At 72.4% G+C, this 18794-nt stretch carries 19 protein-coding genes; 11 read left to right on the top strand and 8 right to left on the bottom strand.

Translation table 11 applies throughout. From position 1 onward, the window contains the following. Nucleotides 1-62: 62 nt before the first annotated feature. The 10 genes from pth to KME77_RS19120 all read left to right on the top strand — a co-directional run bounded on the left by pth (nt 63) and on the right by KME77_RS19120 (nt 9164). A complete protein-coding gene (gene pth / locus KME77_RS19165) occupies nt 63-647 on the top strand; it encodes an aminoacyl-tRNA hydrolase (RefSeq protein ID WP_219469517.1) in 585 nt (194 codons plus the stop codon). 112 nt (nt 648-759) lie between these two features. Continuing rightward, the gene (locus KME77_RS19160) at nt 760-2208 is read left to right on the top strand and encodes a sugar transferase (protein ID WP_219469525.1); all 1449 of its coding nucleotides are present in this window, start codon (nt 760-762) and stop codon (nt 2206-2208) included. Then, nucleotides 2208-2972, top strand: a complete 765-nt coding sequence (locus KME77_RS19155; protein ID WP_219469514.1) for a 3'(2'),5'-bisphosphate nucleotidase CysQ — start codon at nt 2208-2210, stop codon at nt 2970-2972. Before KME77_RS19160 ends, KME77_RS19155 begins: the two co-directional genes overlap by 1 nt. Nucleotides 2973-2991: 19 nt before the next feature. Further along, nucleotides 2992-3906, top strand: coding sequence for a sulfate adenylyltransferase subunit CysD (cysD, locus tag KME77_RS19150; protein WP_219469511.1), 915 nt, complete (start codon nt 2992-2994; stop codon nt 3904-3906). Further along, on the top strand, nt 3906-5168 hold the full coding sequence (cysN, locus tag KME77_RS19145) for a sulfate adenylyltransferase subunit CysN (RefSeq protein ID WP_219469509.1): 1263 nt from the start codon (nt 3906-3908) through the stop codon (nt 5166-5168). Before cysD ends, cysN begins: the two co-directional genes overlap by 1 nt. 197 nt (nt 5169-5365) lie before the next feature. Beyond that, on the top strand, nt 5366-6400 hold the full coding sequence (locus tag KME77_RS29400) for a sulfotransferase (protein WP_308250773.1): 1035 nt from the start codon (nt 5366-5368) through the stop codon (nt 6398-6400). Further along, nucleotides 6397-6564, top strand: a complete 168-nt coding sequence (locus tag KME77_RS19135; protein ID WP_219469506.1) for a hypothetical protein — start codon at nt 6397-6399, stop codon at nt 6562-6564. Before KME77_RS29400 ends, KME77_RS19135 begins: the two co-directional genes overlap by 4 nt. Beyond that, on the top strand, nt 6561-7481 hold the full coding sequence (locus KME77_RS19130; RefSeq protein WP_219469503.1) for a glycosyltransferase family 2 protein: 921 nt from the start codon (nt 6561-6563) through the stop codon (nt 7479-7481). The genes KME77_RS19135 and KME77_RS19130 overlap by 4 nt, the downstream gene beginning before the upstream one ends. 281 nt (nt 7482-7762) lie before the next feature. Then, a complete protein-coding gene (locus tag KME77_RS19125; protein ID WP_308250772.1) occupies nt 7763-8515 on the top strand; it encodes a WecB/TagA/CpsF family glycosyltransferase in 753 nt (250 codons plus the stop codon). 40 nt (nt 8516-8555) lie between these two features. Further along, complete coding sequence (locus KME77_RS19120) at nt 8556-9164, top strand: hypothetical protein (RefSeq protein ID WP_219469500.1); 609 nt, start codon at nt 8556-8558, stop codon at nt 9162-9164. On the opposite strand, the gene KME77_RS19115 is transcribed toward KME77_RS19120, so the two are convergent. Genes KME77_RS19115 through KME77_RS19090 form a run of 6 tightly spaced genes read right to left on the bottom strand, consistent with a single transcriptional unit; the run spans nt 9154 to nt 15694 of the window. Continuing rightward, the gene (locus KME77_RS19115) at nt 9154-10122 is read right to left on the bottom strand and encodes a sulfotransferase (RefSeq protein WP_219469498.1); all 969 of its coding nucleotides are present in this window, start codon (nt 10120-10122) and stop codon (nt 9154-9156) included. The two genes, KME77_RS19120 and KME77_RS19115, sit on opposite strands and share 11 nt — an antisense overlap. Beyond that, nucleotides 10119-11375, bottom strand: a complete 1257-nt coding sequence (locus tag KME77_RS19110) for a lipopolysaccharide biosynthesis protein (RefSeq protein ID WP_219469495.1) — start codon at nt 11373-11375, stop codon at nt 10119-10121. The genes KME77_RS19115 and KME77_RS19110 overlap by 4 nt, the downstream gene beginning before the upstream one ends. Beyond that, a complete protein-coding gene (locus tag KME77_RS19105) occupies nt 11363-12208 on the bottom strand; it encodes a sulfotransferase family protein (RefSeq protein WP_219469520.1) in 846 nt (281 codons plus the stop codon). The genes KME77_RS19110 and KME77_RS19105 overlap by 13 nt, the downstream gene beginning before the upstream one ends. Before the next feature lie 5 nt (nt 12209-12213). Further along, a complete protein-coding gene (locus KME77_RS19100) occupies nt 12214-13113 on the bottom strand; it encodes a hypothetical protein (protein WP_219469492.1) in 900 nt (299 codons plus the stop codon). Continuing rightward, the gene (locus KME77_RS19095; protein ID WP_219469491.1) at nt 13110-14387 is read right to left on the bottom strand and encodes a hypothetical protein; all 1278 of its coding nucleotides are present in this window, start codon (nt 14385-14387) and stop codon (nt 13110-13112) included. The genes KME77_RS19100 and KME77_RS19095 overlap by 4 nt, the downstream gene beginning before the upstream one ends. Beyond that, on the bottom strand, nt 14384-15694 hold the full coding sequence (locus KME77_RS19090) for a YveK family protein (RefSeq protein ID WP_219469488.1): 1311 nt from the start codon (nt 15692-15694) through the stop codon (nt 14384-14386). The genes KME77_RS19095 and KME77_RS19090 overlap by 4 nt, the downstream gene beginning before the upstream one ends. Before the next feature lie 326 nt (nt 15695-16020). Here KME77_RS19090 and KME77_RS19085 point away from each other — a divergent pair, with 326 nt between their 5' ends. After that, entirely contained in the window at nt 16021-17052 is a 1032-nt protein-coding gene (locus KME77_RS19085; RefSeq protein ID WP_308250771.1) for a glycoside hydrolase family 26 protein, read from the top strand. Here the strand turns inward: KME77_RS19085 and KME77_RS19080 are convergent. Together KME77_RS19080 and cysC are read right to left on the bottom strand one after the other, a co-directional pair. Then, nucleotides 17019-17945: a sulfite exporter TauE/SafE family protein gene (locus KME77_RS19080; protein ID WP_219469483.1), complete on the bottom strand. Its 927-nt coding sequence runs from the start codon at nt 17943-17945 to the stop codon at nt 17019-17021. The genes KME77_RS19085 and KME77_RS19080 overlap by 34 nt on opposite strands. Then, nucleotides 17942-18794 (bottom strand): adenylyl-sulfate kinase (gene cysC, locus KME77_RS29395; RefSeq protein WP_246610162.1); only part of this gene is annotated, 853 nt, incomplete at its 5' end. The genes cysC and KME77_RS19080, both read right to left, overlap by 4 nt.

Here is an 18794-nt window from a genome sequence, read left to right as displayed (position 1 = left end):
GCCGAGGCCCCGTTCGCGGGCCTCGGCGGGTTCGGGGAGAACGGGAGCGCGTGGGGAGAAACATGGACCGCTGGTTGATCGTCGGGCTCGGCAACCCGGGCACCGAATACGCCGCCAACAGGCACAACGCCGGCTTCATGGTGCTCGACGAGCTGGCCTCCCGGGCCGGCGGGCGGTTCAAGGCGCACAAGAGCCGCGCCGAGGTGCTGGAGACGCGGGCCGCCGTGCTGGCCAAGCCCCTCACGTACATGAACCTGTCGGGCGGGCCGCTCAAGGCGCTGTCCGACTTCTACAAGCTCGGCCCCGAGCGGCTCGTCGTGGTCCACGACGAGCTCGACGTCCCGTACGGCGCGCTGCGCGCCAAGTTCGGCGGCGGCGACAACGGCCACAACGGGCTCAAGTCGATCACCAAGGTGCTCGGCACCCGCGACTACCTGCGCGTCCGCTTCGGCATCGGGCGCCCGCCCGGCCGCATGGACCCGGCCTCCTTCGTGCTGCGCGACTTCGCCACGGCCGAGCGCAAGGACCTGCCCTTCCTGGTGGACCGGGGAGCCGACGTGGTCGAGTCGCTGATGGAGCGCGGGCTCGAAGCCACCCAGAACGAGTTCCACCGCGCTGACCTGAACATTTCCGGCCCTCCTCGCTGATCATCACATAGAGACGTTCGCCGTTTCCCGGCCTCCTCACGCCGCTAGCATCTGGTGACTCTCTGTTCGTCAACGGTCACGTGGAGGACATGTGCGCGACGGCGATGGGCTGATGACCGTCGTCAGGTCCGGCCACGCCGTCTCCCGGCGCGTCGGTCCGCGGCTGCCCACCTGGATCAGGGCGTACCGGATCCGCGCGATGGCCGGTGACTTCCTGTGTGCCGGCGCGGCCTCCGGCGTCGCCTACGCCGTCAGGTTCGGCGGCCTGAGCGTCTACGCCGCCCCCTACCTCGCGGTCAGCGTGGCGCTGCCGCTGCTGTGGGTCTGCACGGTCGCCTTCAACCGGGCCTACGAGCCGCGCATGATCGGCCTCGGCTCGGAGGAGTTCCGCAGGGTCGTGCAGTGCGGCGTGGCGCTGACCGCCGCCACGGCCATCGGCTCGTACGTGACCAAGACCGACGTCGCCCGCGGCTACGTGGTGCTCGCGCTGCCGCTGGTCACGCTGTTCACCCTCTTCTGCAGGTACGGCCTGCGCCGCTCGCTGCACAAGCGCAGGGCGGCCGGCGCGTGCATGCGCAAGGTGGTGGCCGTCGGGCACGCCCGCGCCATCGCCGAACTGGTCGGGCAGTTCCGCCGCGAGCCGCACCACGGCATGCAGATCGTGGCCGCCTGCCTGCCCGACGGCGTCTCCGACGCCGCCTCCGGCGAGGTCGGCGAGGTGCCGGTGGCCGGAGGGTTCAGCGACGTGTCGATCGCGGTGGACCAGGCGGGCGCCGACACCGTGGCCGTGCTGGCCTGCCCCGAGATGGACGGCGAGGCGCTGCGCCGCCTCGCCTGGCGGCTGGAGCGCACCCGGACCGACCTCGTGGTGGCGCCCGCGCTGATGGACGTGGCCGGGCCGCGCACCATGATCCGCCCGGCCGCCGGGCTGCCGCTGCTGCACGTGGAGCACCCCGAGCTGGCGGGGGTCAGGCAACTGATCAAGAACGCCTTCGACCGTGTGGTGGCGGCCGTGCTGCTGGTGGGGCTGGCGCCGGTGCTGGGCGGGCTTGCGCTGGCCGTACGGGCGACCAGTCCCGGGCCCGCGTTCTTCCGGCAGACCCGGGTCGGCAAGGACGGCAAGCTCTTCACGATCGTGAAACTCCGCACGATGCGGCGCGGCTCCGAGAACCAGAAGATCACCCTCGTCAGCGACGGCGACGGCGTCCTGTTCAAGATCCGCAACGACCCGCGCGTGACGCCCCTCGGCACCCTGATGCGCCGCCACTCCCTCGACGAGCTGCCGCAGCTCGTCAACGTGGTGCTCGGCCACATGTCGCTGGTCGGGCCGCGACCGCCGCTGCCGGAGGAGGTCGCCCGCTACGGTGACGACGTGCGCAGAAGACTGCTGGTCCGGCCGGGGCTGACCGGGCTGTGGCAAGTGAGCGGAAGGTCCGACCTGTCCTGGGAGGAATCCGTCCGTCTCGACCTGCGTTACGTGGAGAACTGGTCCCTGATGCTGGACCTTCAGATTCTCTGGAAGACTTGGTCGGCCGTCGCTCGTGGGCAAGGAGCTTATTGATGACGATCCGGGACGACCACGCTCTCGCCGCCGATCTGGCGGACCAGGCAGGGGAGCGGTTGCTGGAGATCCGGAAACGCACGGGGTTCGCCGACTCGTCCGCGCTGCGGGCCGAGGGCGACCGCGCCTCGCACGTCTTCCTGATGGAGGCGCTGGCCCGGCTGCGGCCGAGCGACAGCGTGCTGTCGGAGGAGGCCACCCGCGAGGAACGGCTCGACCCGCGCCGCCAGAGCGCCTCCCGGGTGTGGATCGTCGACCCGCTCGACGGGACCCGTGAGTTCGCCGAGGAGGGGCGCTCCGACTGGGCCGTCCACGTCGCCCTCTGGGAGCGGGGGGCGCTGAGCGCCGGGGCCGTGGCGCTGCCCGCGCAGGGGCGTACGCTGAGCACCGCCGCCCCGCCCGTGCTGCCCGCGTACGAGGAGGGGCGCTTCCGCATCGCGGTGAGCCGCACCAGGCCGCCCGAGTTCGTGCAGAAACTCGCCTACCTCGTCGGGGCCGACCTCGTGCCGATCGGGTCGGCGGGCGCGAAGATCTCCGCCGTGCTCACCGGTGAGGTCGAGGCGTACGTGCACGCGGGAGGCCAGTACGAATGGGACTCGGCGGCCCCGGTGGCCGTCGCCCAGGCGGCCGGGGCCCACGCCAGCCGCATCGACGGCGCACCGCTGACCTACAACCAGGCCGACCCCTCCCTACCGGATATCCTGGTTTCCCTACCGGACTTGGCGTCTCCCCTGCTCGCCGGGATTCGGGACCTGCACCGCTGACCCGCCGGAGGAATTTTCCATGCTCCAGCGCGACTACACGACGTCGCAGCTAGACGTACTCGAGGCCGAGGCCATCCACATCATGCGCGAGGTGGCGGCGGAGTTCGAGCGTCCGTGTCTGCTCTTCTCCGGCGGCAAGGACTCCATCGTCATGCTGCGCATCGCGGAGAAGGCGTTCTGGCCCGCGCCGATCCCGTTCCCGCTCATGCACGTCGACACCGGCCACAACTTCGACGAGGTCATCGAGTTCCGCGACCGGCGTTCGGCGGAGCTGAGCGCGCGGCTGATCGTCGCCAGCGTGCAGGAGTCGATCGACGCCGGGCGCGTGGTCGAGGAGACCGGCCGGCGCGCCTCGCGCAACCGCCTGCAGACCACCACCCTGCTCGACGCCATCGAGGAGCAGGAGTTCGACGCGGTCTTCGGCGGCGCGCGGCGCGACGAGGAGAAGGCGCGGGCCAAGGAGCGGGTCTTCTCCTTCCGCGACGACTTCGGCCAGTGGGACCCGAAGAACCAGCGCCCCGAGCTGTGGAACCTCTACAACGCCCGGATCCGCAAGGGCGAGCACATCCGGGTCTTCCCGCTGTCCAACTGGACCGAGCTCGACGTGTGGGACTACATCCGGCGCGAGGGCATCGAGATCCCGGCCATCTACTTCGCCCACACCCGCAAGGTCTTCGAGCGCGACGGCATGCTGCTGCCCGACTCCGAGGTCGTGAAGCGGGGCGAGGACGAGTCGCTGTTCGAGGCGGTGGTGCGCTACCGCACGGTGGGAGACATGACCTGCACCGGAGCCGTGCAGTCCGCGGCCGCCACGGTCGAGGAGATCATCGAGGAGATCGCGGCCACCCGGATCACCGAGCGCGGGGCCACCAGGGCCGACGACCGCGCCTCGGAGGCCGCCATGGAGGACCGCAAGCGAGAGGGCTACTTCTGATGGACATTCTTCGCTTCGCCACGGCGGGGAGCGTCGACGACGGCAAGTCCACGCTCATCGGGCGGTTGCTCTTCGACTCCAAGGCCATCTTCGAGGACCAGCTGGAGGCCGTCGAGCGCACCTCGCGCGACCGCGGCACCGAGTACACCGACCTGTCGCTGCTGACCGACGGCCTGCGCGCCGAGCGGGAGCAGGGGATCACGATCGATGTGGCCTACCGCTACTTCGCGACCCCGCGCCGCAAGTTCATCATCGCCGACACCCCCGGCCACATCCAGTACACCCGCAACATGGTCACCGGCGCCTCCACCGCCGACCTCGCGATCATCCTCATCGACGCCCGCAAGGGCGTCCTGGAGCAGTCGCGGCGGCACGCCTTCCTGACCTCGCTGCTGCGGGTGCCGCACCTGGTGCTGGCCGTCAACAAGATGGACCTCGTCGACTACTCGGCCGAGCGCTTCGAGGAGATCCGCGAGGAGTTCACCTCGTTCGCCTCCAAGCTGAACGTCGCCGACCTGACGTTCATCCCGATCTCCGCACTCAACGGCGACAACGTCGTCTCCCGCTCGGAGAACATGCCCTGGTACAACGGCTCGTCGCTGCTGCACCACCTGGAGAACGTGCACATCGCCTCCGACCGCAACCTGGTCGACGTGCGCTTCCCGGTCCAGTACGTCATCCGCCCGCAGAAGGCCACCGACCACGCCTTCCACGACTACCGCGGCTACGCCGGGCAGGTGGCCGGCGGTGTGCTCAAGCCCGGCGACGAGGTCGTCCACCTGCCCTCGGGCCTGGTCACCCGCATCGCCTCCATCGACACCTTCGACGGGCCGGTGGAGGAGGCGTTCCCGCCCATGTCGGTGACGCTCCGCTTCGAGGACGACATCGACATCTCGCGCGGCGACATGATCGCCCGGCCCAACAACCAGCCGGAGGTGTCCCAGGAGATCGAGGCCATGGTCTGCTGGATGGCCGACGGGGTGAAGCTGGCGCCCCGTTCCAAGCTGGTGATCAAGCACACGACGCGTACGGCGCGGGCGCTGGTGCGAGACCTGCACTACCGGCTCGACGTCAACACCCTGCACCGCGACGAGTCGGCCGCCGCGCTGTCGCTGAACGAGATCGGGCGGGTGTCGCTGCGGGTCACGCAGCCGCTGTTCGTGGACGACTACGCGCGCAACCGGCTGACCGGGGGCTTCATCCTGGTCGACGAGGCCACCAACGGCACGGTCGGCGCCGGCATGATCGTCGACGCCCGCTAGACCTGCCTGTCGTAGAGGCCCGCTGTCCCGTTCGAGGGGCGGCGGGCCTTTTGGCGTTGTGCGCGGGCCTTGGCTGCTCATCCTGGAGGGAAGGTCAACCGGCCGTAGGTAGATCCTTTCCCATTTCGCGGACGTGGTGATTACTCTCCGCGCTAGAGTCTCCACGTTCCGTATCCACGACGTGAAAGCCACCCCCCGTGACTCACCCTTCGACGGCCACCCGGGTCATCTACCTGGCCGGCCTCGGCCGTAGCGGCACCACACTGCTGGAGAGGCTGCTCGGCGAGCTTCCCGGCGTGGCTCCCCTCGGCGAGGTCGTCCACCTCTGGGCCAGAGGTGTCCTGGCAGGCGAGCCGTGCGGCTGTGGCGAGCCGTTCCCGCAGTGCCCGTTCTGGCGCGAGGTCGGCGACAGCGCGTTCGGCGGATGGACGCGGCCGCTGGCCGAGCGCGTCCTGACGCTGCGGCACCGCGTCGACCGCACCCGCAGGATCACCCACATCTGCCACCCCGACCTTGACGAGTACGCCCGCTACTACCGCCGCCTCTACGACGCCGCCGCCGCGGCGGCCGGGGTGCGGGTGGTGGTCGACTCCGGCAAGCACGCGTCGCTGGCGTTCTGCCTGGCCGCGGCCGGGGTGGACGTGGACGTGGTGCACGTGGTCAGGGATCCGAGGGCCGTCGCCCACTCCTGGCGCAGAAACGTCGTGCGTCCCGAGGACGGTAGCCCGATGACCCGCTGGGGGGCGGCCCGCACGGCTGTCCACTGGATGGCCCAGAACTCCGCGCTGGAGTTCCTGGCCACGCGGGACGTGCCGGTGACCAGGGTGCGCTACGAGGACCTGATGGCCGATCCGGAGCCCACGCTGGCGAGGCTGGGCGAGGAGCTGGGGCTGATCCCCCGCAGGTTCGGCACGGTCGAGTGCCCGGCTCCCCGGGTGGCCCCGGCCGCGTGCGCCGTACTGACCGAGCGGGCGGCGCAGGCCACGCAGGCCGAGCACGGCGAGCCGGAGGAGCGCGTGACCTTCCCGTTCCTCAGCGGTACGACCGCCCACCTGACCACCGCCCACACCGCGTCCGGCAACCCCATGCGCTTCACCGTCGGCCGCGTCAGGCTGCGGCGCGACGACTCCTGGCGGTCCGGTCTGCCCCGCCGGCATCGATGGCTGGTCGGCGCGCTGACCTGGCCGCTGCGACCCCGTTACGGCTACGGCTTCGGAGAGGTGGCGGTGTGAGCGTGCCCGAGGACAGCAGAGCAGCCGCCACGCGGCTCAAGGCCAAGGGCTGTGCGCGCCGCTGCGCCGCCTGCCCCTTGCGGAAGCGGACGGGACAGGCGTGGCGGGCCTGGCCGGTGCGCCCGCGTGAGGCCGCGAACCCGCCCGAGGCGGGGGTGGCATGAGGCCGTCCGTCGGCGTGGTCATCCCCACCAGGGGAAACCGCCCGGAACAGTTGCGCGCCGCCGTCCGCGCCATCCTCACCCAGGACTATCCCGGCCCGCTCTCGCTGGTCGTCGTGGCCGACGAGGGTGATCCCGCCGTGGTCGCCGACCAGGTCGCCGGTGCGGTGGCGCCGAGCTGTGTCACGGGCGCGCGGCACCACGTACGCGTGCTGCCCAACTCACTCACCCCCGGCCTGCCGGGCGCGCGCAACACCGGGATCGCCGCGTGCGACACCGACCTGGTCGCCTTCTGCGACGACGACGACCTGTGGCTGCCGGGCAAGCTCGACGCGCAGGAGTACGCCCTGCGGGGCGGCGCGGAGTTCGCCAGTTGCGGCATCGAGGTCGAGTACGGCAGGAGGCGCACGCCGAGGCTGGCGGGCACCGAGACGGTCACGGCGGCCGACCTGACGCGGTCGCGGATGGTGATGGTGCACTCCTCGACGTTCCTGTTCAGGCGCGGGGAGCTGTGGGCGGACGAGAGCGCCCCGGCCGGCCAGAACGAGGACTGGGACCTGGCGCTGCGGGCCGCCAAGCGGCGGCCGATCGTGAACGTGGATCGGCCGCTTGTACGTATCCGCTGGGGCAATTCCTACTATGTCGGCCGCTGGGCCGAGCGCATCGCCGGGCTGGAATGGATGCTCGCCCGGCACCCCGAACTGGCCGTGGATCCGCGTGGCGCGGCGCGGATCTACGGTCAACTCGCCTTCCACCACGCGGCGCTCGGCCGGCGCAGGCAGGCCGGCCGGTGGGCGATGCGGACGTTCGGCGCCCGCGTGGCCGAGCCGCGGGCCCCGATCGCGCTCGCCGTCGCGGCCGGGCTCATCTCCGCGCCCGCCGTGCTCGCCCTCCTGCACGGCCGGGGGCACGGCATTTGACCCCATCGCGAGAGACACCGCAGGCGGGCCAGAGGGCAACGGTGCGGCCGCAAGTGACGCTGCGGGCGGTGGAAGGAGCAACGACGCGGCCGCAGGAGGCGTCGCAAACGGCACAGGGGGCGACAGCACGGCCGCAGGGGGCGACAGCGCGGCCACAAGAGGCGGCGCAGGGGGCGACGGTGCGGCCGCAGGAGATGCCGCAGGCGAGACAGGGGGCGACGGTGCAGGCAGCGAGGACAGTCAGAGAGCGGGCACGGCCGGCGCGGGTCGCGCTCGGGGACGTGTGCGTCGACCCGCTCACCGAGCGCCAGGTGGTCGAGCACGTGACCGTCGAGCTGAACGCCGGGCGCGGCGGCCGGATCGTCACCCCGAACATCGACATCTGCCGCGCCGCCGCCAAGAGCCCCGAGCTGTGCCACCTCGTCAACTCCGCCGACCTGGTCGTGGCCGACGGAATGCCGCTCGTGTGGGCCTCACGCCTGCTCGGCACCCCGCTGCCCGAGCGGGTCACCGGGGCGGACCTGATCTGGTCGCTGAGCAAGGCGGCCGCCCGCCACGGGTGGCCGGTCTACCTCCTGGGCGGGCCGCCGGGCGTGGCCGTCGCCGCCGCGCGCGAGCTGAGCGCCTGCTACCCGATGCTGCACGTCTGCGGCGTGGACGCGCCGCCGTACCGGTTCGAGGAGAAGGGCGGCGGACGCGAGCGGGTGCGGCGCAGGGTGGTGACGGCGGCGCCGAAGCTGGTGTTCGCCGGGCTGGGGTTCCCCCGGCAGGACGAGCTGATCGCCCGGCTGGGCCAGGACCTGCCCGGGACGTGGTTCGTGGGCTGCGGGGCGGCGATCGCGTTCGCGGCCGGCACGGTGCCGAGGGCGCCCGGGTGGATGCGCGGCGCGGGGCTCGAATGGGCGTTCCGGCTGGCCGGTGAGCCCGGCCGGCTGGCCAGGCGCTACCTGGTCGACGACCTGCCGTTCGCGGTCCGCATGCTGGCCGGCTGCCTGCGGCGCAGGCGCAGGCACGCCGCGAAAGCGGGAGAATAGGGCCTTCTGGCGGTTGATCGTCCGCCGGTAGGGTGCCGCGGTGACCTCACTCACCCGCGCCCGGCTGGTCGGCCTTCTGGCTCTCGGATACCTCGTCCTGCTGGTGCTGCTGACCGTCTTCGCGCTCGTAGGGCCGCTCGTGGACTTCTTCCAGGCGATCCTCGCCGTGCTCGCCCATCCCGCCAGTCTGGTGATGAACCTGCTGCCCCTGAACGGCTCGCTCACCCTGGCGGTTCTCCCGCTGACGCTCAGCGCGGCGGTGTTGCTGCTGCCCCTGTGGTGGTTCGGCAAAGGGCGGCCCCGGGCCGCGGCGGGACGGGGATGGGCCGCCGACGAGAGCGTCACCGAGCTGACCGGCCGATACCGGCGTGGCGCTTCGGCCTTCTGGGTGAGTGCCGGGTACGGGGTGTTCTGCGCGGTGGCCATCGGATACGAGGTGATCCACGCGGTGACCGATGGGCCGGGGTTCGTGAACCCGGTGCTGTTCTTCGGGCTGCTGCCCTCGTCCCTCCTCGCTCTGCTGCTGGGCAATGCCGCCCTCTTCCTCTACGCGTACGTGGTCGCGGCGGTCATGCAGGTCCGGCTTCTCTGGGTGCTGCTGCGCGGCCGGCGGCTCGCGGTGGATCTGCCCGAGCACCTCAGGTCGTGAGCACCCGTACGCGCGACACCTCCGCGGCCGTCAGGCCACGGGCGGCGGCGTCGAGCGCCCGGCGGGAGTCCATGGGACGAAAGGCCGTCCGCGACAGCCCTGACCAGGCGAAACCGCCGTCGGAGGCGGCGGGGGCCGTGCAGGCGCGGGTGATGCGGCGTTCGGCCGCCGGTGACCAGGTCAGGCCCGCGTACTCGTACAGGCGGCGGAAACCGGCCACCGGCGCGCAGGCCAGCTCCTCGTACGACACCAGCAGGATGCCGGTCGTGCGTTCGAGGATCGACTGTGTGGCCCGCCACAGCGCGGCGGCCTTGGCGATGCGGTCCTGGGAGCCGACCAGGGCGCGCAGCCGCAGCAGCTCGGGGTGGTCGCGGACGAGGAGGGGCTGTTCGAGCAGCTCGTGGAAGTAGACGGTCCAGCCGAGCCGCTGCCAGCTCGCCACGAACGCCACCGGGTCACGCGTCAGCGCGATCACCTTGCAGCCGAGGCGCGCGGCGAACCAGCCCGCCGACAGCACCGCGAACGGGTCGTCCAGCAGCGCCCGCCGCCCTCGCAGGCGGCCGAGGGTGAACGTCGTGCCGTAGCGGGCCATCCGGGCCAGCGAGTACGCCGAGCGGTTGGCGGCCAGCTCGGCCAGGAAGCGGTAGCGCAGCGCGACCGTGTCGCGGAAGGCGGGCAGCCAGTCGGCGGTGTTGTCGTCGCAGATGTACTGGAAGCGGTGGGTGACGTGGGCGCGCAGGACGCCGGGGGAGCGGCCGGGCGGGTGCCGCGGGTTGAGCGGCTCGTTGACGTAGACGAGGTCGCCGCCCGCCGCGAGCATCTTGCCCGTCCAGCTCGTGCCGCTCCTGGGCAGCCCCGTCACCAGCACGGGAGCGCCTGTCCCAGGTGATCGGCCCACGGCGTCGCCGGGTCCGGCCGGCTCGCCCAAGTCGTCGTCCCGGCCCGCCGGCGCGCTCATGCCGTCGCCCACGTACGCGGGCGCAGTGACGGCAGGGTGTGGCGGCCGAAGGGGCGCAGCCCGTAGCGGTGGTGCAGCTGCCACAGCGGCAGCAGGTTCTTCACCAGCATGCCGCCCGACCAGCCGAGCACCGCGCCGAAGGCGCCGTGGCCGGGGATCAGGGTGAGGTCGATCGCGACCGTGCAGGTGATGGCCGCCACCAGGTTGAGCAGGCTGACCGTGGTGTGCCCGGCGGCGGTCAGGACGACGTCCACGGTGCCGCACGCGGTGGCCACCATCATCGTGCCCGCCAGCACGAGCGCCACCGGCACCGCGGCGCCGTACCCGGAGCCGAACAGGTGCAGCAGCCACGGCGCCAGGGCGGCGTACCCCAGCCAGACGGGCCAGGTGAGCAGCACCAGCCAGATCGTCGTCGCCTGGTACAGCTCGCGCGCCCGCGCCAGCTCCCCGTCGGCCAGCGCGCGGACCAGGCGCGGCTGCACGGCCTGCGCGAGCCCCTGGCTGGCGAGCTGGCCGACGACCTTGAAGCGCGTGGCGGCGGTGTAGACGGCCGCCTGGACCGGCCCGCCGAGCAGCGCGACGATCACGATGTCGAGCCGCTGGAACACCGCCTGGATGGCGCCGGCGAGCGAGCGCGGCGCGGTGTAGCGCCACAGGTCGCGGCCGGTCCCCGGCAGGTACGGTGAGCGCGGCACCCGCCCCCGCAGGTCGAGCGCGGCCAGCAGCGCCACCGGCACGTACGGCAGCGCCCAGGCGAGCGGCAGCCATTGCGGCGACCCCGCCACCGCCGCCGCGGTCACCAGGAGGAACTGGAGGGCGGGCAGCCCGAGGCCGTCCAGCAGCACGGTGGGCCGCATGGACCCGAAGCCGCGGGTGGCGGCGAGAAGCACGTCGGCGGCGACGACGAGCGGCAGCGCCAGGGACAGCACGCCGAGCCGCGGGTACAGCACCGCTCCGGCCGTCGAGGCGATCACCAGTCCGGGCACCAGCGCTGCCCGGATATATCCGGAAATGCCGCGGTAGTCGTACACCTGTGCCCGCGCGACGAAGTAGATCAGCCCGTTGCCCGCGTCCAGCTTCGCCACCCCGGCGACCATCAGCGCCAGAGCCGTCACCGTGAAGAACGCCCCCGCCTGCGCGGCCGGAAACGCCCTGGTCACGACCACCACCAGGAGGAACTGCGCCAGCGCCCCCACCGCCGCCCCGGTGATCCCGGCCAGGCCGCCCCTGGCCACCCCGGTCAGCGGCGCCACGACGGCTCACCGCCCAGCCAGGGCACGAGCTGTGTGTCATACACCTCGAAGTGGTCGCTGAGCCTCTGCCGCACCGCGTCGGGTAGCGGCTTGGGCAGCGGACGCCCGTTGTGCCGCTCGAACACCGGGTAGCCCAGGTGCGGCATGCCGAGGAACTCCAGGACCCGGTCGTAGGTGCGTTCGGGCTCGGCGAAGAAGCGGTGGCTGTCCAGCACCAGCACGCGTTCGCGGCCGAAGAGGGGCTCCAGCCGGTCGAGCTGCTCGGCGTAGCGTCCGCGGGCCAGGTAGGCGTGGTGGCGGTGCGAGTGGTGCTCGGAGTCGGGCCGGGCGCGCAGGATCTGGTCGGCGCCGGCCAGCCGCCGCGCCTCCAGCTCGACGGCGTACTCGAAGTTGGACTCGGTCTCGTACCCTCTGGCCAGCTCGTGGGCGTGCGCCGAGCAGGCGCGCTCGACCGGGTCACGCACCAGCACGATCAGCTTGACCTCCGGCAGGACGGCGGCGATGCGCTCACCGGCCAGCGGGTGGAACAGGTAGTAGGGCGAGGACTCGAACGCCAGCGGGCGCGTCCCGTGGCGGCGGGTGAGCAGCGCGGCGGCCACCCGGAGCGGGAAGTGCCCCTGATACCAGGACAAAGGCCGCCCGTAGTCGGCGTCGAAGTAGTGGACGCCCTTGTGCAGCACGGGCTTGAGCAGCAGCGGATGCTGGGACAGCGCCCGGTAGAGGGACGTGGTGCCGCACCGCTGCGCCCCGGCGATCAGGAACGACGGCAGCATCCGCGCGCCCGCGGTGAGCCTGCCCGTGGTCCGGGAGACCGACAGCACCGACTGCTTCATGGTGTTCACGTCAGCGACTCCTGGTGGTCGACGAGAGGGTTGAGCCAGGCGTCCGGCGGGCCGAGCGGCTCGTGGCCGTCGGCGGCGTGCCGGTCGGCCAGGGCGATGAGGTAACGCAGCGCGGTGCGTCTGGCCTGCGCCGCCGACAGGCCGAGCGGCGCCAGCACCGGCACGGCCTGCGCCAGGCACGCCTGGGCGGCCGTGCGCGGGTCCATCCGCCGCAGCGCCCGCTGGAGGAAGTGGTGGACGGCGTCGAACCCGTACGGCACGCCGACCTCGTAACGCTCCCAGTCCCAGGCCAGCAGGCGCCCGTCGCGGGAGGGGGAGATGTTCCACGGGGACAGGTCGCCGTGCCAGGCCGGCCCTCCGGCGCCGCCGGTGCCCGCGATCTCCTTGACCGCCTCGGCCAGCAGCGCGGCGGGCACCGGGCCGCGCCTGACCGGCAGCGGCGACAGGGCCAGCACCGCGAACCCGCCCCACCGCCCGTGGTGCAGCACCGACGGCGCGACGACGGTCTTGAGCGCCAGGTCGCCGAGCCTCCTGAGCGCGGCGGCCTCGGCGTCGACCAGCCCGCGGGCGCGCGGGGTGTCGCCGACCTTCACGTACGCCAGGCGCGTCCCGCCCGTGTACGCCTCCAGGACGGGCTTGCGGTTGGCCCGCCGCGCCGGCCGTACGTGGAGGACGGTCTCGACCGGCGCTCCGAAGACCTCGCTCAGGTACGTCTCGATCGAGCCCGCCACGGGCACCGTGATCCGGCGCCCGGGATGCCACCAGCGGCGCGGGGCCAGGCGGCGCGGCAGCAGCCGGTGCGGCAGCACGCTGTAGGGGCGCGGCGAGCCGGGGCCGGGGTAGAGGGCGCGCACGGTCTCCCCGAGGTAGCTCAGGCGCAGGTGGGCGTCGTTCACGAGGTCTCACCCCGGTTCCGCCACAGCAGGGCGAAGGAGATCAGATAGAGGCTGAGCGGCGTGACCAGGCCGTCGTAGACGAACATGTAGAGCAGCACGAGGGCCATCACGAGCACCCCGGCCAGCCCGATCGGGGTGCGGTCGGCCCAGTGGCGGCGGACCGCGCCCAGGAAGAAGGCCACGTAGAGGGCCGCGCCCGCGAAGCCCTGGGTGATGATCAGCAGCCAGAGCTGCCCGTCGCTGCCCAGCGGCGGATGGCCGCAGCCGGCGCACCACTCGGTCTTGCCGGTGGTGATCGTGCGGTGGTTGCCCATGGCGTTGCGCGTGTTGCCGTAGCCGATGATCGGGGAGTGGGCGCCCGCCGCGAGGGTCGCCGACACGGTGAAGGCCCTGATGTCGTTGGAGTGCGGGTTGTCCAGGCGCTGGCCGACCAGCGCGGCCAGCGGGCTGAGCGTGAACACCAGCGCCCCGGCCGCCGCCCCGGCGCACAGTGCCAGCCTGGTCCGGCCGCCGACCCTGACCATCACGTAGAGGGCGGCCAGGCCGAGGCCGATCCACAGGCCGCGGTTGAGCGAGTAGACGATCGGGATGGCGGCGACGGCCACCAGCGCGACGGCCGCCGTCCTGCGCCCGCGCCCGCCGTACACCCACCAGCCGACCACGAACCAGATCAGCAGCACCGACACGTTGCTGCCCCACGCGTTGGCCCACTCGAACGGCGCCTCGGGGCGCGGCGAGGCGTAACCGAGGACCCGCTGCGTCTGGGCGGCCGTCGGGTGGATGAGGTTCTGGACGAAGGCGTTGTCGCTGATCCAGCCGGGCAGCGCCAGCTCCAGCGGCGAGGTGAACTCCAGGCCGGGCAGGAACACGCCGAGCAGCCCGCCCGCCACGGTCGTGACGAACAGCACGCCGAGCATCCGCACGAGCCTGAGCTGCGGCAGCTCCCGCTCGGTCAGGTTGCCCAGGTAGAGGACCATGATCAGCAGCGCCGTGTAGAGGGCGAACCGCATGAAGTAGCCGATCAGCCGTCCCGGGCCGAAGTCGCCGTAGGTGCCGGGCGGCATGTCGCCCAGCATGAGCGCGCTCAGCGCGTACCCGGCCAGCAGCAGCATCCACAGCCCGAACCCGCGCGGCACGCGGATCGGCCTGCGCCGCCAGAGGATGAGGGCCATGGGGACCGCCACGACGATCACCGAGAGCCCGCCGAAGCCGAGCGCCCACCACACGGGATAACCGAGCAGGAGCGCGCCGATCGGCCAGGCCGGGCCCTTCATGCGGATTTGCCCGGCGGGCGGATCATGGGCATCGGCGTGGTCTCCGGGGACGGGCCCGCCTCCAGCTCGACGCTGGCGACCAGCTTGCCGAGCGGGGTGCCCGGCCGCGGCTCGGGCGCCAGCATCGGGGCCGGGTTGAGGTCCGTGGTCGTCACCACGCCGATGATCGGTATGTCGTGCCTGCTGAGCCCGCGTACGACGGCGGCGGCCTGCACCGAGGTGGCCCGGCCGAGCCCGACCAGCAGCAGCGCCGCGTCGGCCCTGGCCAGGTCGCCCACGTCCGCGCCGGTCAGCAGCGACAGCGGCGCGACGCGGGCCAGCGGCACCGCCACGGGCGTCGCGCCCAGCTCGGGCGGGATGGCCCGGACCAGCAGCCGCTTGCCCGGGCACGCGGCGACCACGGCGGCGGCCAGGTCGTGCGGCACGCCCCGCTCGTGCGGGCCGGACAGGTCGGCGAGCACGGGCAGGCCGGTCAGCCGCTCCACGTCGGCGACGGTGCGCAGCCGTGTGTCGAGCCGGTCGCGGCCGTAGGCGGCCGCGGCGCCGAGGAACAGGCCGATCATGAGCCCGGTGCCGAGGTAGAGGGGCAGGCTGGGCGAGCTGGGCCGGGTGGGCGTCGTGGCCTGGCTGATGACCGAGCCGGGGGTGACGGCGACGGTCTTGAGCGCGTCGTACTTGAGGGTCAGGCTGTAGGCCTGCCGGTTGAGGACGCTCTGCCGGTGGACGGCGATCGAGTGCTCGATGGTGCCGCGGCGCAGCCCGGCGAGCTGCTTGATCACGCCGTCGAGCGCGGTGTTGACCTGCCTGAGCTTGACCAGCGTGGCCTTCTGCTGCGCGGTCATGGTCGCCTGGGCGCTCTCGGTGCGGTTGGTCAGGTACGCCTCGGCGTACGCGCGCGAATGGGCGGCGGCCACGGCCGGGTCGGCGGCGGTGACGGAGATCCACAGCACGGCCGAGTTGGGCGGCACCGAGACGTCGACGGGCTCGGGCGTGGCGGTGCCGAGCTCCTTGGCCGCCTTGGCGGCGACCACGGACGACTGCGCGATCTGCGCCTCGGTGTCGAGGTTGAGCGGCTCACGCTGCCGGTTGGTGACCTGGTTGCCCTGGTCCTGGACGCCCACGGGCGCGACCAGGACCTGCGTGGTCGCGGTGTAGACGGGTGGCGTCAGCCGCATCAGCGCCAGCCCCGTCGTGCCGCCGGCCAGCAGGCAGCCGACGAACAGCAGCCAGCGCCTGCGCAGGAGCGACAGGTGCTCCGCGAGGTCGGTGCCGGAACGGCGGCCGGGAAAGTCCGGCGTCAGGGTCATGGGGGGTGGATCTCCCTGAAGTGTGTGCATGGTGTCGCCAATCGGCGACGCTGCGTCACGGGTCGAGATGTGCGCCCACTATAGGCCGGGCGGTTATCACCCAGGATGAATACGCAAGATTTTTCCTCTCAAGGACGGAGTAATTCGCCCCTTAATAACCCGAAAAAACGGTTTAAGGTGGGGCGGCTCTATGGGGCTGACCTGGTGAGACGCTGAAGTTCCCGGGAGTGGCATGGCATGGTTCAGGTTTGATAGGGCGGGGGTTCATGCGATGAAGGGGTTGAACGTCCTTGCATAGACGGGGCATTTTTCATAAAGCGATCGCGGTGCTCCTCGCCGCCGCGCTGGCCGGCTGCTCGCAGGCCGAGGGGGCGAAGGTCGTGCAGTCCCAGCCGGCTCCCCGGCCCAGCGCGGAGGGCTCGCCGGCCTGCGCCGTCACCGCCCGGCTCATCCCGTCCTGCGGAGCCTGGTGGGGGATCGCCCCCGAAGTCTTCACCGGCGAGGGCATCGACGGGTCGCTGCGCTCCGCCGAGTCGCGCATGGGCGACACCGCCGACGTGCTGCACGTCTACCACCGGGGCAAGGAGCTGTTCCCCACGGAGGCGGAGGTCAGGCTGGCTCGTGACCCGGCCAGGCCCCGGCTGCTGCTGATCAACTGGAAGCCGTCGTTCGACCACACGTGGGCCGAGATCGCCGCCGGTGCCATCGACGGCAGGATCGACCGGCTGGCCGGCTACGTCCGGCGCACGTTCCCCGAGCGGTTCTTCCTGACCATCCACCACGAGCCGGAGAACGACGTGGACGACGCCCCCGGCTCGGGCATGCGGGCGACCGACTACGCCGCCATGTACCGCCACGTCGTGCTCAGGCTGCGCGACGAGGGCGTCAAGAACGCGGTCACGGTCATGACCTACATGGGCGCGCCCAACTGGGCGGCCAAGCCCTGGTTCGAGCAGCTCTACCCTGGCGACGACGTGGTGGACTGGGTGGGGATCGACCCGTACGCCGACGCCCGGGTGAGCGACTTCGACGGCCTGGTGAACAAGACGCGGCCGGAGTTCCACGAGTGGCCCGGGTTCTACCGCTGGATCCAGTGGCGCTTCCCCGGCAAGCCGGTCATGGTCGCGGAGTGGGGGGTGTTCGAGCGGGCCGACGACCGCGCGGCCAAGCGCTCGTTCTTCGAGTCGGTGCGCACCCAGATCAGGCGTTACCCGCAGATCAAGGCGCTGATCTACTTCGACTCGCCGCACGCGCCGCGCGGCAACACGAGCTTCGACTCCGACCAGGGGGCCGGGCGGGCGTTCACCATGCTGGCGCGCGACCCCTACTTCCGCTCGACCCGCGTGCCCCGTCCGTGACCGGCCGGCCGCATCTTCCCCCGGGCCGCCAAGGCCGGTTCTTGCTCAGTGCGCGCGGCGGCCCGCGCCCGCAGGCGCCAGCCCGCGGCCGTGGCGAGCGCGGCGGCCGCCAGGGCCCACAGCGTCACGGTGTCGTCCACGTCGAGCAGCTTGAGCGCGGAGGCGAGCAGGACGATCCCGAGAATCGCCCGGATGAGCCCGCCCGGCGCCCTGGAGGAGATCCGGGCGCCCAGGTAGACGCCCGGGATCGAGCCGATGAGCAGCGACAGCGTCAGGTCGAGCCGGAAGTCGCCGAACAGCAGGTGGCCCAGCGCCGCCGAGACCACCAGCGGCACCGCCTGCACCAGGTCGGTGCCGACGAGCTGGTTGGCCTTGAGCGCCGGGTACAGCGCCAGCAGCGCCACGATGATCAGCGAGCCGGACCCGACCGAGGAGATTCCGACCACCAGGCCGCCTACCGTACCGACCAGTAGGGTCGGAATAGGGCGTACGACGATGTCGCGGGCGCTCGCCGAGCCGCCCTTCCCGGCCAGCAGCGTCTTGACGACCAGTCCCGCGACGGCCAGCAGCAGCGCCACGCCCAGCGCGTACTTGACCGCGTCGCCGACGGTGAACGCGCGGGCCACGAACACCCCGCAGAACGCCGCCGGGACCGACCCCGCGCACAGCCAGCCGACCAGCCGCAGGTTGACCGTGCCGCGACGCAGGTGGACCGCGCCGCCGACCGGTTTCATCACGGCGGAGGCGACCAGGTCGCTGGAGACGGCGGCCAGCGGCGGGACGTTGAAGAACAGCATCATCATCGGCGTCATGAGCGCGCCGCCGCCCATGCCGGTGAGCCCGACGACGATCGCCACCAGGAAGGACCCGGCGATCAGCGGGAGGTCGATCAACGCACCCAGCCCCCGCCCCGCAGCATGCCCAGCACCTGGGTCACGGCCGCCTCCACGGAGATGTCCGTCGTGTCGATGGCCAGGTCGGCGTCGTCCGGCTCCTCGTAGGGGTCGGAGATGCCGGTGAACTCGGGGATGAGGCCGGCGCGGGCCTTGGCGTACATGCCCTTGCGGTCGCGGCGCTCGCACTCCGCCAGCGGGGTGGCGACGTGCACGAGCAGGAAGTCGGCGCCGACCGACTCGATCATCTCGCGCACCTCCTCGCGGGTGGCGGCGTAAGGGGCGATGGGCGCGCAGATCGCCAGCCCGCCGTGGCGGGCGGCCTCGGCGGCGACGAAGCCGATGCGCCTGATGTTCAGGTCGCGGTCGGCCTTGGAGAACGTCAGGCCCTTGCTCAGCAGGTGGCGCACCACGTCGCCGTCGAGGTAGGTGACCGTGCGGCTGCCCAGCTCCAGCAGCGAGTCGCGCAGGCCGCGGGCGATCGTGGACTTGCCCGAGCCGGACAGCCCCGTGAAGAACACCACCAGGCCGCGCCGGTGCGGCGGGCCCGGGATGCGCACCGGCTCGGGGCCTGCCAGGTGCTCGGTGGCGCCGTAGGCGGCGGCGACGTGCTCGCGCAGCTCCAGGTCGATCTCGGGCTCCTCGCGCGGCGCCAGGGGCACCGGGACCACCAGCGTGTCGCCGGGCAGCTGCTCCTTGGCCCGCAGCGCGGCGCGGACGACCGCCGGGCCCGCCTCGCCGTACGACAGGGGCAGCAGCACGATCACCGCGTCGAGCTCCTTGGCGGTGGCGACGACCTCGGTGAGGTCGTCGAGCGGCCCCCGCATCGTGACCCCGAGCGCCGCTCGC

Origin of the sequence: Nonomuraea rhizosphaerae (assembly GCF_019396405.1) — a bacterium.
GTDB lineage: Bacteria > Actinomycetota > Actinomycetes > Streptosporangiales > Streptosporangiaceae > Nonomuraea > Nonomuraea rhizosphaerae.
Note: the sequence above shows the minus strand (reverse complement) of the source record. Positions and strands in the feature narration are given on the sequence as shown.

Bases quoted from the DNA above. Each gene is read 5' to 3' on its own strand.
- pth (WP_219469517.1), top strand. From the start codon at position 63: ATGGACCGCTGGTTGATCGTCGGGCTCGGCAACCCGGGCACCGAATAC.
- KME77_RS19160 (WP_219469525.1), top strand. From the start codon at position 760: ATGACCGTCGTCAGGTCCGGCCACGCCGTCTCCCGGCGCGTCGGTCCG.
- KME77_RS19155 (WP_219469514.1), top strand. From the start codon at position 2,208: ATGACGATCCGGGACGACCACGCTCTCGCCGCCGATCTGGCGGACCAG.
- cysD (WP_219469511.1), top strand. From the start codon at position 2,992: ATGCTCCAGCGCGACTACACGACGTCGCAGCTAGACGTACTCGAGGCC.
- cysN (WP_219469509.1), top strand. From the start codon at position 3,906: ATGGACATTCTTCGCTTCGCCACGGCGGGGAGCGTCGACGACGGCAAG.
- KME77_RS19130 (WP_219469503.1), top strand. From the start codon at position 6,561: ATGAGGCCGTCCGTCGGCGTGGTCATCCCCACCAGGGGAAACCGCCCG.
- KME77_RS19115 (WP_219469498.1), bottom strand. From the start codon at position 10,122: ATGAGCGCGCCGGCGGGCCGGGACGACGACTTGGGCGAGCCGGCCGGA.
- KME77_RS19105 (WP_219469520.1), bottom strand. From the start codon at position 12,208: ATGAAGCAGTCGGTGCTGTCGGTCTCCCGGACCACGGGCAGGCTCACC.
- KME77_RS19095 (WP_219469491.1), bottom strand. From the start codon at position 14,387: ATGAAGGGCCCGGCCTGGCCGATCGGCGCGCTCCTGCTCGGTTATCCC.
- KME77_RS19090 (WP_219469488.1), bottom strand. From the start codon at position 15,694: ATGACCCTGACGCCGGACTTTCCCGGCCGCCGTTCCGGCACCGACCTC.